The following is a 13,087-nucleotide window of genomic DNA, read 5'->3' as shown; positions in this document are numbered from 1 at the left end:
AGACATGCGGTGCGAACGGTCTTGTCACTCCGGGGGTTGCCCCCTATAAACCGCCTCGCCGCGCCCTTCGTCTATCGGTTAGGACGCCACCCTTTCACGGTGGAGAGAGGGGTTCGATTCCCCTAGGGCGCACCACCTTTTCTTGATCGGGTGTCGGGATCAAGACTTGAGCTTGTCAGGCTCAAGGGAACTACCTATAACGCGCATCGCTGCGCCCTTCGTCTATCGGTTAGGACGCCACCCTTTCACGGTGGAGAGAGGGGTTCGACTCCCCTAGGGCGTACCAATCTTCTTTGAACGAATTCAGAGATGAACGTCCGTGCGCTGTGTCGCCGGGCAACGCAGGCTGCTGGCGCGGCCGGCGAATTGCGCGTCATGCGCACTGGATCTCCTGTGGAGTTTCCATGAGGCGCCCCGAAGCCTCCGCCGCCTGTGATAGGGTCCGGCCCTGCATGAAAGGCGATGTGGAGCACTATGAAAGCTGGAATCGAACTCGGGACCAACCAGGCGGGTCAACCGGCCCTACTCGACCTCGAGGAACTGCTTTCGACGCGTCTGCTCGTCCAGGGCAATTCCGGCTCCGGCAAATCCCATCTGCTGCGGCGGCTGCTCGAGCAGAGTGCCGGCATGGTGCAGCAGGCAATCATCGATCCCGAAGGCGATTTCGTCTCGTTCTCCGAGCGCTTCGGCCACACCGTCGTCGACGCCGAGCGCAGCCCCAGCGAATTGCAGCGCATTGCGCTGCGCATCCGCCAGCATCGCGCCTCGGTCGTGCTCAATCTGGAAGGCCTCGACGCGGAAGAGCAGATGCGCTGCGCCGCCGCGTTCCTGAACGGCCTCTTCGACGCCGACCGCAGCGTCTGGTACCCGATGCTGATCACGGTCGACGAGGCGCAGATTTTCGCGCCGGCCGTAGCCGGCGAAGTATCGGATGAGGCGCGCCGTCTTTCGCTCGGCGCGATGACCAATCTGATGTGCCGCGGCCGCAAGCGTGGCCTCGCCGGCATCGTCGCGACGCAGCGTCTCGCCAAGCTCGCGAAGAACGTCGCCGCCGAAGCCTCGAACTTCCTGATGGGCCGCACCTTCCTCGACATCGACATGGCGCGCGCCGCCGATCTTCTCGGCATGGACCGTCGCCAGGCCGAAGGGTTTCGCGATCTCGATCCCGGCCAGTTCGTCGCGCTCGGACCGGCGCTCTCGCGCAAGCCGATCCCGCTGCGGATTGGCGCCGTCGACACCGCCGGCCGCAGCGGCCGCCCCGTGCTGATGCCGTTGCCGGAAGTGCCGCAGGCGGAGATGCAGGACCTGATCTTTGTCGGTGGCGAGGACGATCTGCTGCCAATGCCGAAGCCGAACGTCTCGCGCGCCCGCGGCACGGCCGAGCTACTGCGCGACATCGAGACAGCCGGCCCGCTCGACAGTGCCACGGAAGTCGAGACCGACACCCGCACGGAAGCCGAGAAGCAGGAAGTGCTCGACAGCGTCTATGCCGAGATCATGTCGGACCCGGATACGGCCTTCCGCCCGGCGCCGCTGATCTACCAGGATTTCCTGTTCCATTGCCGGATCAAGAAGCTCGGCACCTATGGCCAGGACATGCCGAGCTTCCGCAAGCGCCTGGCGCTGGCGCGCGCCGGCGTCGCTTCCGACCGGGGCGACGAGGCGTGGGAGCAGGTCCTCACCGTGGCGGAGAGCCTGCCGGAGGAGATGCAGGGCGTGTTCCTGCTGCTCGCCCGCGCCGCCCGCGAGGAAGCGCCCTGCCCGACCGACGAGTCGCTGGCCAATGCCTATGGCAGCCGCTCGCCATCGCGCGGCCGGTGGCTGCTCACCTACATGTCCGAGCACGGCCACATCCGCAACGAGGTCGATTTCCGCGGCAGCCGGATCGTGACGATCGCCGGCGTCAACTGGCGCACCCTGCCAGGCGCCCCCAAGGCGGGACCGATCAAGAAGGTCGACCCGCTCCGGCGGGCGCCGATGCTGTCGGACCGGCATCCCGCCGACTAGGCAACCCCACGGTCGCGGCGGCAGTTGCAATTTTTGCCGCATAGTCGCCATCATGCTGACCAGAATCGCGTGCTGCCTTAGCGCGAACACACTGCGGCATCTGGGGGACCTCTCTGCCCTGCGGTCGCAGAAGGGGGAAAGATGGAACAAACCGCTACGTCATCGGTGGGTGGAACTCCGATCGGAGCCCTCAACCGTCGCACGGCCGCCCTGCTGGTTGGCGCCGCAGCCCTTCTCTCGATCGCCGGATGTGCTTCGGTCACCGAACGCGCCGGCCCTGCCGTGGGTCCGGCGCCGAACGTCGCCATTACGACCGAGGATCTGATCGGCAACTGGGGCCTCGGTTCGTTCCGCCAGGAAGCCGACCTGCCGCGCACCATCAACGAGGCGCGCCGCTACTGCAGCAATCCCTATGTGATCACGCGCGGCCCGAACAATGGCGTGATGATGTATCTCGCCGACCAGTCGAAGCCGAGCGAGGTCGTGCTGAAGACAGCTGGCGGCCGCGTCTATATCGGCCCGCCTGGCCCCGCCGGCACGCCGAAGGATCGCCAGATCACATCGTTCCAGGACGGCGTCATGATCGCGCCCTGGGTCGATCCGAGCGTGACGGCCCGCTACGGCACCATGGTGTTCGTACGCTGCGGACAGGCCGCGCCGGCTTCCACCGCTTCCGCCGGTTGAGTTCAGCCCGGCGTCGACCGGGCCTCCCTATCGCCAGTCAAATTCGAGGTCACGATGCGCACCATAGCGGCCAGACTGCTCCGCCAGATGTTCCAACGCCCCCTGTCCCTCGCCCTGCTCGGCTGCACGGCCGCGATCGGGCTCGCTTCCATGGCGCCGGCGCAGGCCGCCCCGCGCCAGGTTCTGCAGGTTCCCGAGCAGCCCGGCCTGGTGCCGTCGGCGCAGGATTCGGTCCTGCCGCCCGAGTTCCGGCCACAGCCGGTCTATTTCCGCACCAACGAGAAGCCGGGAACGATCATCATCAATACCGATGAGCGCTTCCTCTATCTCGTCCAGCCGGACAGCCGCGCCATCCGCTACGGAGTCGGCGTCGGACGCGACGGCTTCCAGTGGTCGGGCCTCCTGAAGATCTCCCGCAAGGCGGAATGGCCGGATTGGCGGCCGCCGGCGGAGATGATCCAGCGCCAGCCCTACCTGCCGCGCTTCATGGCGGGCGGCGAAGGCAATCCGATGGGCGCGCGTGCGCTCTATCTGGGCGACACGATCTACCGTATCCACGGCACCAACCAGCCGCAGACGATCGGCCACGCGCTGTCGTCGGGCTGCTTCCGCATGGTCAACAACGACGTCGTCGACCTGTTCGACCGCGTGCCCGTTGGAACCAAGGTCATTGTTCGCCAGCAGGCGCAGCTCTGACGCCACTCTCCGGTCGCCTCTTCCGGGGTGGCTTCACTGAACGATCAATTGAAGAGGCGACCATGGTGTTTCCTGCGAAGGTTCTTTTTGGCCGCGTGGCAGCGCTGGCTCTGGCCGTCACGCTCGGCTCTACCGCCGCCGCCCATGCCGGCACGCTCGACACGGTGAAGCAGCGTGGCAATTTGATCTGCGGCGTCAGCCAGGGGCTGCTCGGCTTCTCGGCGCAGGACGACGCGGGCAAGTGGAGCGGCTTCGACGTCGACTTCTGCCGCGCCGTCGCCACGGCGATCTTCAACGATCCGGAGAAGGTGACCTATGTGCCGCTCTCGGCGGCCGAGCGCTTCGACGCGCTGAAGGACGGCAAGGTCGACCTGCTGTCGCGCAACTCGACCTGGACGATGTCGCGCGAGACCGACCTGCCGCTCGCCTTCGCCGGCGTCACCTACTACGACGGCCAGGGTTTCATGGTGAAGCGCGACAGCGGCAAGGTCTCGGGGCTGGAGCTGGATGGCGCGACCGTCTGCGTGCAGAGCGGCACCACCAGCGAGCAGAATTTCGTCGACTACTTCAACACCAACACGATGAAGTTCACGACGGTCGCCGCCGACAGTCCGGAGCAGTCGCTCGAGAACTATAAGAGCGGCAAGTGCACGGTTATCACCACCGACGTGTCGCAGCTCTATTCCGAGCGGGCGAGCCTCGCCGACGGCGCCGATCACATCATCCTGCCGGACGTGATTTCCAAGGAGCCGCTGGGCCCGGTCGTCCGCCAGGACGACGCGAAGTGGCGTGCCCTCGTCACCTGGGTCCACTACGCCATGCTGAATGCCGAGGAACTCGGCGTCTCGTCCGAGCGCGTCGACGAGGCCAAGGCCTCGAAGAAGCCGGACGTCATGCGCCTGGTCGGCACCGATGGCGGCTTCGGCCAGAAGCTCGGCCTTTCGAATGATTGGGCCATCGACATCGTCAAAGCCGTCGGCAATTACGGTGAGGTCTACGAGCGCAATCTCGGCGTCGGCTCCAAGCTCGGCATTCCGCGCGGGCTGAACCAGCTCTGGTCGCTCGGCGGCATCCAGTACGCCCCGCCGATCCGCTGATCGCGAGCGTCGATATAGATAAGGCCGGTGTCCAAGACGCCGGCCTTTTTTTGTATTTGTAGCGTCGGGATAGTGGGCGTTCCGCAGGAAAGCGTCTCTTCCACCGACGTGCGGACCGTCCCCCAACATGCTGAGGAGGCCCGCAGGGCCGTCTCGAAGCACGCACTCACCTTCGCTTGGCAAGTTCGCATATCGCCGCCCAATCGCCACGGATCAGGGCTTCCTTCTTGGCGCGCGACCAGCCCTTGATCTGATGCTCCGCCGCATAGGCGTCGGTGAGGCGATCAAACTCTTCGGACCAGACGAGTTCGACGGGGCGTCTCGAATGGGTATAGCCGCGATAGGCTCCGGACTGATGCTCCAGCAGCCGCCGCTGTCGATCTTCAGCCGAAGTTGAGCCGACATAATAGCTGCCGTCGGCACAACGAAGCATGTAGACGGCGGCGGCCATGGGGCGTGCTGGAGCCTCCTTCGAGGCCCGGCTTCGCCGGGCACCTCAGGATGTTGGTGGAGGGTGGCAAATGCAATCTGCCTTCATGCACAAATGCCAACCCAGTCCCCCCCTCACCGGATCAGCTGGTCGATATAGCCTTCGCCGAGGCCGACATCCGTATAGTGCTTGCGGCAGAGGTCGATCTTGGTGAAGACGTCCTCATAGCCCTGCACGGCGCCATCGGGATCGACATAGATCATCGCGCCATTGACCTGGAACAGCGTGATCATCTCGGTCACATGCGGCTCGACGACCAGCGTATGCGTCTCGCCGGGCGCCTCGTAGACATAGGAGCCCTCCTCCGCCGTCCAGTCGTGCTCGAGATAGTGCCAGCTGCCCTTCAGCACCCAGCCATGCACCGGCTGCGGATGACGGTGGCGCGACAGCACACCGGACTTACGCACGCGCAGCAAGTTCATCCAGTAGCCGCGGCTTGCCGACAGGCAGAGCGGGCGGAACCAGACATTCTCCTGCTGCGGTACCCAGAGCCGCTCATCCGTGGGAATGGCGTTCGGGATGACGATCTCGGGGAAGGATTCCTTCGGCTGCGGATGCCGATAGGGGATGCGCTTGCTGTCGGCATCCGTCTCGAGGCCGGAATGGTTGACCGTGGTGTTGTCGCTCATCGTCACTCTCTCATCTCAAACCGAAGCATAGCCGCCATCAACGGGGACAACGGTCCCCGTCATGAAACGCGCGGCGTCCGAACACAGGAAGGCGACGACGTCGCCGATATCGCGGGGCTCGCCCCAGCGCTTCATGGGCGTGCGGCCGAGAATGCCGGCCGAACGGACGGGATCCTCGACGATGCCGCGCGTCACCTCGGTGGCAATCCAGCCGGGGGCGACCGCGTTGACGCGGATGCCCTCCTCCGCCCAGGCGACACCGAGCGCCTTGGTCAGTTGCGCCACGCCGCCCTTGGACGCCGTATAGGCCGGCACCAGCGGGCCGCCGAAATAGGACAGCATCGACGCCGTGTTGACGATCGCCCCGCCCTGCTTCGCCAGCAGGGGCCGTGCGCCGACGCACATCCGCATCGTGCCGGTCAGATTGACGTCGATCACCTTCTGGAACACGTCCATGTCGTATTCCTTGCCCCGGAACAGCACGCCGGCGCAATTCACGAGCGTGTCGAGCCGGTCGAGACGGGCGAACGCAGCGTCGGCGGAGGCCTGGTCCGTCACATCGAGCACGATGGCCGTCAGATGGTCGCGCGCCGGGACGGCGTCGACTTCCGCGTCGCTCAACCCGCTGACGGTGACGGCATAGCCGGCGGCGAGCAGCGCTTCGGCGACGCCGAAGCCGATGCCGCGCGCACCGCCGGTAACAAGGGCCTGTTTCAAGATGCTGGTGCCTCCGTGAAATTCGCCGGCCGCGAGCGGATTCGAACCCGACCGTGTTGATCCGTAAAATTTCACATGTTACATGTCAATAGAGGTTCCAAACTGTGATGCAGGCCCCCTTTGTCCAAGGATAGATCCATGACTCCCCGCGGCACGCCGGCTGGCGCCGGCTTCGAGCCGTTGAAGCATGCTGATTTGGCCGAACAGACCTATGAGGCCATCCGCAAGCGCATCCTGCTGCGCCAACTGGAGACGGGCCAGCAGATCCCGATCGACACGGTCGCGGCGGAACTGGGCGTCAGCCGGACGCCGGTGATCGACGCGATGAAACGGCTGGCGAGCGAGGGCCTGGTGGAGATCCGGGCGCGGCGCGGCTGCTTCGTGCGGGCGTTGACGATGGACGACATGCGCGAGATCTTCGAGATCCGCGAGGCGGCCGAGCTCTACAGCATTCGCTTGGCCATCCGCGACGGACGGCACATCGCCCTCGCCGATACGCTGGAGGCGGCCTATCGCGAGATGGAGCGGTCGACCTCTGGCGACCTCTACACCGATTACGACCACTTCACCGAATGGGACCGCGCCTTCCACCTCGCCATCATCGCGGCCGGCGGCAATCAGCGTCTCCTCGAGATCTATCGCAACCTGCATGTCCACCTGCACATCATGCGGGTGCACTATTTCCGAGAGCTGGAAGCGGCGCTGCAGGTGAATTCGGACCACCGCGCCATCCTCGATGCCATCCGCCAGAGTGACCTCGCCGCCGCGGAAAAGGCGGTCTCGGCCCACATCTTTGTCATCCGCGACCGTATCGGCTCCAATCTCGCGCGTGACGGCGGGCGGATGTGACAAGCCTTCCCTTTCCAGAATCGGATCGTCAACCCATGCGCATTGCCATCACCGGCGGCAACGGAAACCTCGCCCGCAAGCTCATCGCCGGCTTCGGCGCCCAGCCCTGGTGCAGCAAGCTGGTTGCGCTCGACCGGCGCTTCGATCCGATCGAGGCACCCGGCCACGCCACGCTCGACTGTGTCGAGGCGGATCTGCGCCAACCCGACGACCGGCGCTGGCTCAATACCATCGCCTCCGTCGACGCCGTCGTGCATCTTGCCGCCCAAAACCCCTATCCCGAGGCGGACTGGACCGACTCGGCCGCCTCCTTCGACATGACGGCCCTGCTGTTTCGCGCCGCCGCCCAATCGGGCGTCCGGCGCTTCGTCTTCGCGACGTCGAACCACGTCATGGGCGGCTACAAGGATACCGACATCGCGACGACGCCCGGCTCCCTGCACGAGGACCTGCCACCCCTGCCCGGCACACGCTGGCGCAACGATGCCGGCAGCAGCGACAGCACGCCCTACGCCGTGGCGAAGCTGATGGGCGAGCGGCTCTGCTGCAGTCTCGCCACGCGCGACGGCCTGACCGCCGTCGCCCTCCGCATCGGCTGGTGCCAGCCGGGTGAAAACCACCCGTCCAGCATCTCGGCCTCCGGCACGCCCAACAGCCGCCTCGACAATCTGGACGCGGCAGCGCGATGCGATCTGGCCTGGTTCCGCGGCATGTGGCTCTCGAACCGCGATCTCGTCGGCATTTTCGAAGCCAGCCTGCGCGCCGATGCCACGCGCTGGCCGCAGCCGGGAATTGTCGTCAACGCTGTCTCCGGCAATCGCGGCATGGCCTGGGACATGACCCGTGCCCGCGAGTGGCTCCGCTTCGTTCCCACCGACGATATGACGCGAGAGCTGGGCCTCCAGGACGCCCCGACGTCACCCGAGTCGGATCGGCAACCTTAGCGATAAGGGGTCCGGCGGGACGACGCCCGAAGGGTCGCCATTTCGACGACTGCCCGCCCCTGCGGCAATCTGTCTGCCAATCGAGCACGATTTGGTGCAAAATTTAGGCAGCCGCGCAATAAAATGCGTCAGAAATGTTGCCCTATTCGGGCAGAGCAGTCATAACGCGGGCGATAAACCCACGCGGGGAAATACCATGACACTTAACAATCGGAGCGACGCAAGGATGACAGACGCCACCATGCTCGATCAGGCCCTGACGCGCCTCGACGAAGCAGCAGCTCATCTGCACCTGGATGGCGATGTCCTCGAGAAGCTCAAATACCCGCGCGAGACCACCAAGGTGCGGCTGATGATCCGCATGGACGATGGATCGCGCAAATCCTTCATGGCCTGGCGCTGCCGCTATGACGACACGCGCGGCCCGACCAAGGGCGGCATCCGCTTCCATCCGGATTCGACCATCGAGGAAGTCGAGACGCTCGCCTTCTGGATGACGATGAAGTGCGCCGTCATGAACCTGCCCTATGGCGGCGGCAAGGGCGCGGTCCGCGTCGACCCGCATTCGCTTTCGAAGGCCGAGCTGGAGCGCCTGTCGCGCGCCTACATGCAGGCCTTCTCGAAGATCGTCGGTCCCGACCGGGATATCCCCGCTCCCGACGTCTACACCAACTCGATGATCATGGGCTGGATGGCGGACGAGTACTCGTCCATCGTCGGCCAGTCGACGCCTGCCGTCATCACCGGCAAGCCGATCTCGCTCGGCGGTTCGCTCGGCCGCGACGACGCCACCGCGCGCGGCGGCTACTATCTGGTCCGCAACCTCGCCTCGGAACTGGGCCTGACGCCCGGCGCCCGCGTCGCGATCCAGGGCTTCGGCAATGCCGGCCAGCACATCGCCAGCCTGCTCGGCGCCGACGGCTACAAGATCGTCGCCGTCTCGGATTCGAAGGGCGCGATCCACAACGACGCCGGTCTCGACGTCGCCAAGCTGCTCGCCTCCAAGAAGACCGGCTCGGTTCTGCAGCTGGTCGGCCAGGACGGCATCCAGGCCATCGACGCCGACGCGATCACCGCGGTCGACTGCGAGATCCTGGTGCCGGCAGCGCTTGAGGACCTGATCCACAAGGACAACGCCGCCGCCATCAAGGCGCGTGTCATCCTTGAGCTCGCCAACGGCCCGATCACGCCGGAAGCCGACGTCATCCTGGCCGGCAAGAACGTCGTCGTCCTGCCCGACATTCTCGCGAATGCCGGCGGCGTCACCGTCTCCTATTTCGAGTGGGTCCAGAACCGGCAGGGCTATTACTGGACGGCCGAGGAAGTTCGTTCGCGCCTGCAGGAGACGATGGACCGCGAAGGTCGCGCCGTCTGGAACCTCGCCCAGGATCGCGGCATTACGATCCGCAGCGCTGCCTATGTGCACGCCCTGTCGCGTGTCGCCGGCGCCATCGAGGCGCATGGCACGCAGAAGTTCTTCACGAGCTAAAAGGCGACCGCCGCGCCTTTGGCGCTGCGCCGGCAAAAGTTGCGAAGCGACGGCACCCCAGGGCGCCGTCGCTTTTTTGCGCGAAGCCACCGCCACCTGGCGCCAAACAGCCTCCCCAACCGCGCCGTCAGCCCGCTTTCGAACGACGGCCTCCGGCTATCTGGCTCGGCATTCACCGGGAGCGCGGACACCCGCGGCGACGATCGGAATCTCTTAAGTATTTCCGACCCTTACAATGTATACGACCAGATCACGGAAAGATCAAATTTCCGTGATATCCGCCAATTCAGATATTTTAAATATATGCGATCGCGACAATTTCCGATCATCTGCTTGCGATTTCAGCGAATAGACTGATAGGTTGCGGGACATGCCCGCGAGTTCCTGTTCGTCGGACCATTTCAAGAGCCGACGCTATTGCCATTCCTGACACCCACAGGAGGCGTCCATGCATCTTACTCCCCGAGAATTCGACAAGCTCCTGATCCACATGCTTTCCGACGTGGCTTTGAAGCGGAAGGACAAGGGCCTGAAGCTCAACCATCCCGAGACCGTCGCGGTTCTCTGCGCGTACGTTCTGGAGGGCGCCCGTGAAGGCAAGACGGTTGAGGAAGTCATGGACGGCGCCCGCAGCGTCCTCCGCTCCAGCGATGTGATGGAGGGCGTGCCGGACCTGCTCCCTCTCATTCAGGTCGAGGCCGTCTTCACCGATGGCAGCCGGCTGGTGAGCCTGCACAATCCGATCACCTGATTGCCGCAGCGCGCCCATCGCGGTGCGTCTCGAAATTCTGAGCAAGGCTGCATCGAGGAGGCCATCATGGCCAAGACTCCAGCAAGGGCTGTTCATCCCCAACCCGAGCATATGAAGAAGGCACACAAAGCGGTCCGGCCGATCGGCGGCTATGTGCTTGCGAAAGAGCCGATCGAGATCAACGTCGGAAGGCCGCGCACCAAATTGACGGTCCGCAATACCGGCGACCGACCGATCCAAGTCGGGTCCCACTATCACTTCTTCGAGGCAAACCGCTATCTCGACTTCGACCGAGGCGCCTCGTTCGGACAAAGGCTTGATATCCCCGCCAATACCGCCGTCCGCTTCGAGCCCGGCGACGAGAAGGAAGTGACGCTGGTTCCCTATGCCGGCAAGCAGTTCGTCTATGGCTTCAGCAATCTCGTCGATGGCTGGACAGGGGATGGACCCAAGCCGGACTATCGGCCGAACCGCGAAGCCGCCATCGAGCGCGCCCAGAAGCTGGGCTTCAAGTTCCGGACGGACCCCAAGTCATCGAAGAAGTAGTTCGCTCTTTCATCCCGGCGGGGACTACGTGGCTTTGCGCCAGATTGCGCGTGGTTCCCCGCCATTCCTGAGGTGCATGATCATGACGCAGATATCCCGTCAGCAATATGCCGACCTCTATGGACCCACTGTCGGCGACAAGATCCGGCTCGGCGATTCCGATCTCTATGTCGAGATCGAGAAGGATCTTCGCGGCAATTATGGCGACGAACTGCAGTATGGCGGGGGCAAGACGCTGCGCGACGGCATGGGCTCGGACAATCTGCTGACGCAGGAAGCCGGCTGCCTCGACCTTGTCATCACCAATGTGACCGTGATCGAGCCGACGCTCGGCGTGGTGAAAGCCGATGTCGGCATCCGCAACGGCCGCATCGTCGGTCTCGGCAAGGCCGGCAACCCGTCGACCATGCAAGGTGTCACGCTGGGCCTTGTCACCGGCGCTTCGACCGACGCCATCTCGGGCGAGCACCTGATCCTGACCGCCGGCGGCATGGATACCCACGTCCACTATATCTCGCCGCAACAGGTCAACGCCGCTCTCTCCAACGGCATCACCACGCTCTGGGGCGGCGGCATCGGCCCCGTCGACGGCAGCAATGGTGTGACAAGCACCAACGGCCCCTGGAACCTCGAGATGATGCTGCGCTCGATCGAGGCTCTGCCGATCAATATCGGCCTGCTTGGCAAGGGCAACTCGACTGGCGAAGGGCCGCTGGTCGAACAATTGCTGGGCGGCGCGGCCGGTTTCAAGGTTCACGAGGATTACGGCTCGACACCGGGCGCCATCCGCGCCTGCCTGACCGTTGCCGATGACTATGACGTGTCGGTCGCCATTCACACCGATACGCTCAACGAATCCGGCTATGTCGAGGATACGATCGCCGCCTTCGACGGCCGCACCATCCACACCTATCACAGCGAGGGCGCCGGCGGCGGTCACGCCCCCGACCTGCTGAAGGTCGTCGGCCAGAGCAATATCCTGCCAAGCTCGACCAACCCGACCCTGCCCTGCGGGCAGAATTCCGTGGCCGAACTCTTCGACATGATCATGGTCTGCCACAACCTCAACCCGAAGATTCCCTCCGACGTCGCCTTCGCCGAGAGCCGTGTCCGCGCCGAGACCATCGTTGCCGAGAGCGTGCTGCATGACATGGGCGCCATCTCGATGATCGGCTCCGACTCGCAGGCGATGGGCCGGATTGGCGAAACGTTCCTGCGCGCGATGCAGACGGCCGACGCGATGAAGAAGGCGCGCGGCTCCCTGCCGGAGGATGCTGCCGGCAACGACAATTTCCGCGTCCTGCGCTACGTCGCCAAGGTGACCATCAATCCGGCGCTGACGGCCGGCGTTGCCGACCAGATCGGCTCGATCGAGCCCGGAAAATTCGCCGACCTCGTCCTGTGGGAGCCTGCTTTCTTCGGCGCCAAGCCGAAGCTGGTACTGAAGGGCGGCTTCGTCGCCTGGGCCAATATGGGCGATCCGAACGCCTCGCTGCCGACCCCGCAGCCGATGTACTATCGCCCGATGTTCGGCGCCTTCGGCACGGCGCTGCACCAGAGCTCGATCACCTTCGTGTCGCGCGCCGCCTACGACAACAACATCGGCGAGCGCTACGAACTGCAGCGGGTGATCAGCCCGGTTTCCGGCACGAGGACCCTTGGCAAGCAGCACATGGTGCGCAACAGCTTCCTGCCGAACATCGACGTCGATCCGCAGACCTTCGCGGTCAAGGTCGACGGCGTCCATGCGACGGTCAAACCGCCAAAATCGATCTCACTCAACCAGCTCTATTTCTTCAGCTGAAGCGGCGAGACCCGTTCAGAGCGGAGGTTGCATGATCGTTATCGAGGGCCTCCTCGACAATGCAAGCGCACCGGAATGCGCGCCCAATTCGGCGGAGCCAACTGGCGACCCGTGAAGCCCGGCGGCTGTTCGGCGGCGCCGGCGAGGCCTGCCATTCGCACGGCCACGAGCATGAGGTGGGTCACCATAATAACAGCCACGACGCCGTCACCTTGCGCCACGTCCGCATGTTCATGAACGAACCAGGTAGCTGGATAGCACTATGAAAAAGATCCCCCGCATCGGCATTGGTGGACCCGTCGGCTCCGGCAAGACCGCCATCATCGAGGCGATCACCCCCGTGCTGGTCAAGCTCGGCTATCGCATCCTGGTGATCACCAACGA

At 64.6% G+C, this 13,087-nt stretch carries 14 protein-coding genes and 2 tRNA genes; 13 read left to right on the top strand and 3 right to left on the bottom strand.

Annotated elements, in window-relative coordinates; translation table 11 throughout:
- Positions 1 to 60 precede the first annotated feature (60 nt).
- The 6 genes from G342_RS0102395 to G342_RS0102370 all read left to right on the top strand — a co-directional run bounded on the left by G342_RS0102395 (position 61) and on the right by G342_RS0102370 (position 4,484).
- A tRNA-Glu gene (locus G342_RS0102395) sits at positions 61 to 135 on the top strand.
- Positions 136 to 211: 76 nt separating this feature from the next.
- A tRNA-Glu gene (locus G342_RS0102390) sits at positions 212 to 286 on the top strand.
- A 188-nt stretch (positions 287 to 474) separates the two neighbouring features.
- Positions 475 to 2,007 carry a helicase HerA domain-containing protein gene (locus G342_RS0102385; protein WP_018181506.1) on the top strand — a complete coding sequence of 511 codons (1,533 nt, stop codon included), beginning with the start codon at positions 475 to 477 and terminating at the stop codon, positions 2,005 to 2,007.
- A 141-nt stretch (positions 2,008 to 2,148) separates the two neighbouring features.
- Complete coding sequence (locus G342_RS0102380) at positions 2,149 to 2,691, top strand: hypothetical protein (RefSeq protein ID WP_156830762.1); 543 nt, start codon at positions 2,149 to 2,151, stop codon at positions 2,689 to 2,691.
- A gap of 54 nt (positions 2,692 to 2,745) precedes the next feature.
- Positions 2,746 to 3,387: a L,D-transpeptidase gene (locus G342_RS0102375; protein WP_018181504.1), complete on the top strand. Its 642-nt coding sequence runs from the start codon at positions 2,746 to 2,748 to the stop codon at positions 3,385 to 3,387.
- 62 nt (positions 3,388 to 3,449) lie between these two features.
- A complete protein-coding gene (locus tag G342_RS0102370) occupies positions 3,450 to 4,484 on the top strand; it encodes an amino acid ABC transporter substrate-binding protein (RefSeq protein ID WP_018181503.1) in 1,035 nt (344 codons plus the stop codon).
- 166 nt (positions 4,485 to 4,650) lie between these two features.
- Here G342_RS0102370 and G342_RS0102365 read toward each other — a convergent pair whose 3' ends face one another.
- The 3 genes from G342_RS0102365 to G342_RS0102355 all read right to left on the bottom strand — a co-directional run bounded on the left by G342_RS0102365 (position 4,651) and on the right by G342_RS0102355 (position 6,320).
- Positions 4,651 to 4,935: a GIY-YIG nuclease family protein gene (locus G342_RS0102365; protein WP_018181502.1), complete on the bottom strand. Its 285-nt coding sequence runs from the start codon at positions 4,933 to 4,935 to the stop codon at positions 4,651 to 4,653.
- A 113-nt stretch (positions 4,936 to 5,048) separates the two neighbouring features.
- Positions 5,049 to 5,603, bottom strand: coding sequence for a 2,4'-dihydroxyacetophenone dioxygenase family protein (locus tag G342_RS0102360; protein WP_018181501.1), 555 nt, complete (start codon positions 5,601 to 5,603; stop codon positions 5,049 to 5,051).
- A 15-nt stretch (positions 5,604 to 5,618) separates the two neighbouring features.
- Entirely contained in the window at positions 5,619 to 6,320 is a 702-nt protein-coding gene (locus tag G342_RS0102355) for an SDR family NAD(P)-dependent oxidoreductase (RefSeq protein WP_018181500.1), read from the bottom strand.
- Between the two features lie 138 nt (positions 6,321 to 6,458).
- On the opposite strand from G342_RS0102355, the gene G342_RS22995 reads away from it, so the two are divergent.
- The 7 genes from G342_RS22995 to G342_RS22985 all read left to right on the top strand — a co-directional run.
- Positions 6,459 to 7,169: a GntR family transcriptional regulator gene (locus G342_RS22995; protein WP_018181499.1), complete on the top strand. Its 711-nt coding sequence runs from the start codon at positions 6,459 to 6,461 to the stop codon at positions 7,167 to 7,169.
- A 35-nt stretch (positions 7,170 to 7,204) separates the two neighbouring features.
- Positions 7,205 to 8,113 (top strand): NAD-dependent epimerase/dehydratase family protein, encoded by a 909-nt coding sequence (locus G342_RS22990; RefSeq protein WP_018181498.1) that lies wholly within the window; start codon positions 7,205 to 7,207, stop codon positions 8,111 to 8,113.
- 226 nt (positions 8,114 to 8,339) lie between these two features.
- A complete protein-coding gene (locus tag G342_RS0102340; RefSeq protein ID WP_026304041.1) occupies positions 8,340 to 9,602 on the top strand; it encodes a Glu/Leu/Phe/Val family dehydrogenase in 1,263 nt (420 codons plus the stop codon).
- A 448-nt stretch (positions 9,603 to 10,050) separates the two neighbouring features.
- Complete coding sequence (locus tag G342_RS0102335) at positions 10,051 to 10,353, top strand: urease subunit gamma (protein ID WP_018181496.1); 303 nt, start codon at positions 10,051 to 10,053, stop codon at positions 10,351 to 10,353.
- A 66-nt stretch (positions 10,354 to 10,419) separates the two neighbouring features.
- Positions 10,420 to 10,899 carry an urease subunit beta gene (locus tag G342_RS0102330; protein ID WP_026304040.1) on the top strand — a complete coding sequence of 160 codons (480 nt, stop codon included), beginning with the start codon at positions 10,420 to 10,422 and terminating at the stop codon, positions 10,897 to 10,899.
- A gap of 82 nt (positions 10,900 to 10,981) precedes the next feature.
- Positions 10,982 to 12,703 (top strand): urease subunit alpha, encoded by a 1,722-nt coding sequence (locus G342_RS0102325; RefSeq protein ID WP_026304039.1) that lies wholly within the window; start codon positions 10,982 to 10,984, stop codon positions 12,701 to 12,703.
- Between the two features lie 262 nt (positions 12,704 to 12,965).
- On the top strand, positions 12,966 to 13,087 hold a 122-nt coding region (locus G342_RS22985; RefSeq protein ID WP_040878106.1), incomplete at its 3' end, for a GTP-binding protein.

The sequence above is a fragment of the Kaistia granuli DSM 23481 genome (assembly GCF_000380505.1).
In the GTDB taxonomy this organism is placed as follows: domain Bacteria; phylum Pseudomonadota; class Alphaproteobacteria; order Rhizobiales; family Kaistiaceae; genus Kaistia; species Kaistia granuli.
The sequence above is the reverse complement of the archived record's forward strand: the minus strand, read 5'-3'. Positions and strand labels throughout refer to the sequence as shown.

Coding starts and splice junctions, on each gene's coding strand:
- G342_RS0102365 (WP_018181502.1), bottom strand. CDS start 4,935: ATGGCCGCCGCCGTCTACATGCTTCGTTGTGCCGACGGCAGCTATTAT.
- G342_RS22990 (WP_018181498.1), top strand. CDS start 7,205: ATGCGCATTGCCATCACCGGCGGCAACGGAAACCTCGCCCGCAAGCTC.
- G342_RS0102325 (WP_026304039.1), top strand. CDS start 10,982: ATGACGCAGATATCCCGTCAGCAATATGCCGACCTCTATGGACCCACT.
- G342_RS22995 (WP_018181499.1), top strand. CDS start 6,459: ATGACTCCCCGCGGCACGCCGGCTGGCGCCGGCTTCGAGCCGTTGAAG.
- G342_RS0102340 (WP_026304041.1), top strand. CDS start 8,340: ATGACAGACGCCACCATGCTCGATCAGGCCCTGACGCGCCTCGACGAA.
- G342_RS0102335 (WP_018181496.1), top strand. CDS start 10,051: ATGCATCTTACTCCCCGAGAATTCGACAAGCTCCTGATCCACATGCTT.
- G342_RS0102330 (WP_026304040.1), top strand. CDS start 10,420: ATGGCCAAGACTCCAGCAAGGGCTGTTCATCCCCAACCCGAGCATATG.
- G342_RS0102370 (WP_018181503.1), top strand. CDS start 3,450: ATGGTGTTTCCTGCGAAGGTTCTTTTTGGCCGCGTGGCAGCGCTGGCT.
- G342_RS0102385 (WP_018181506.1), top strand. CDS start 475: ATGAAAGCTGGAATCGAACTCGGGACCAACCAGGCGGGTCAACCGGCC.
- G342_RS0102375 (WP_018181504.1), top strand. CDS start 2,746: ATGCGCACCATAGCGGCCAGACTGCTCCGCCAGATGTTCCAACGCCCC.
- G342_RS0102360 (WP_018181501.1), bottom strand. CDS start 5,603: ATGAGCGACAACACCACGGTCAACCATTCCGGCCTCGAGACGGATGCC.
- G342_RS0102380 (WP_156830762.1), top strand. CDS start 2,149: ATGGAACAAACCGCTACGTCATCGGTGGGTGGAACTCCGATCGGAGCC.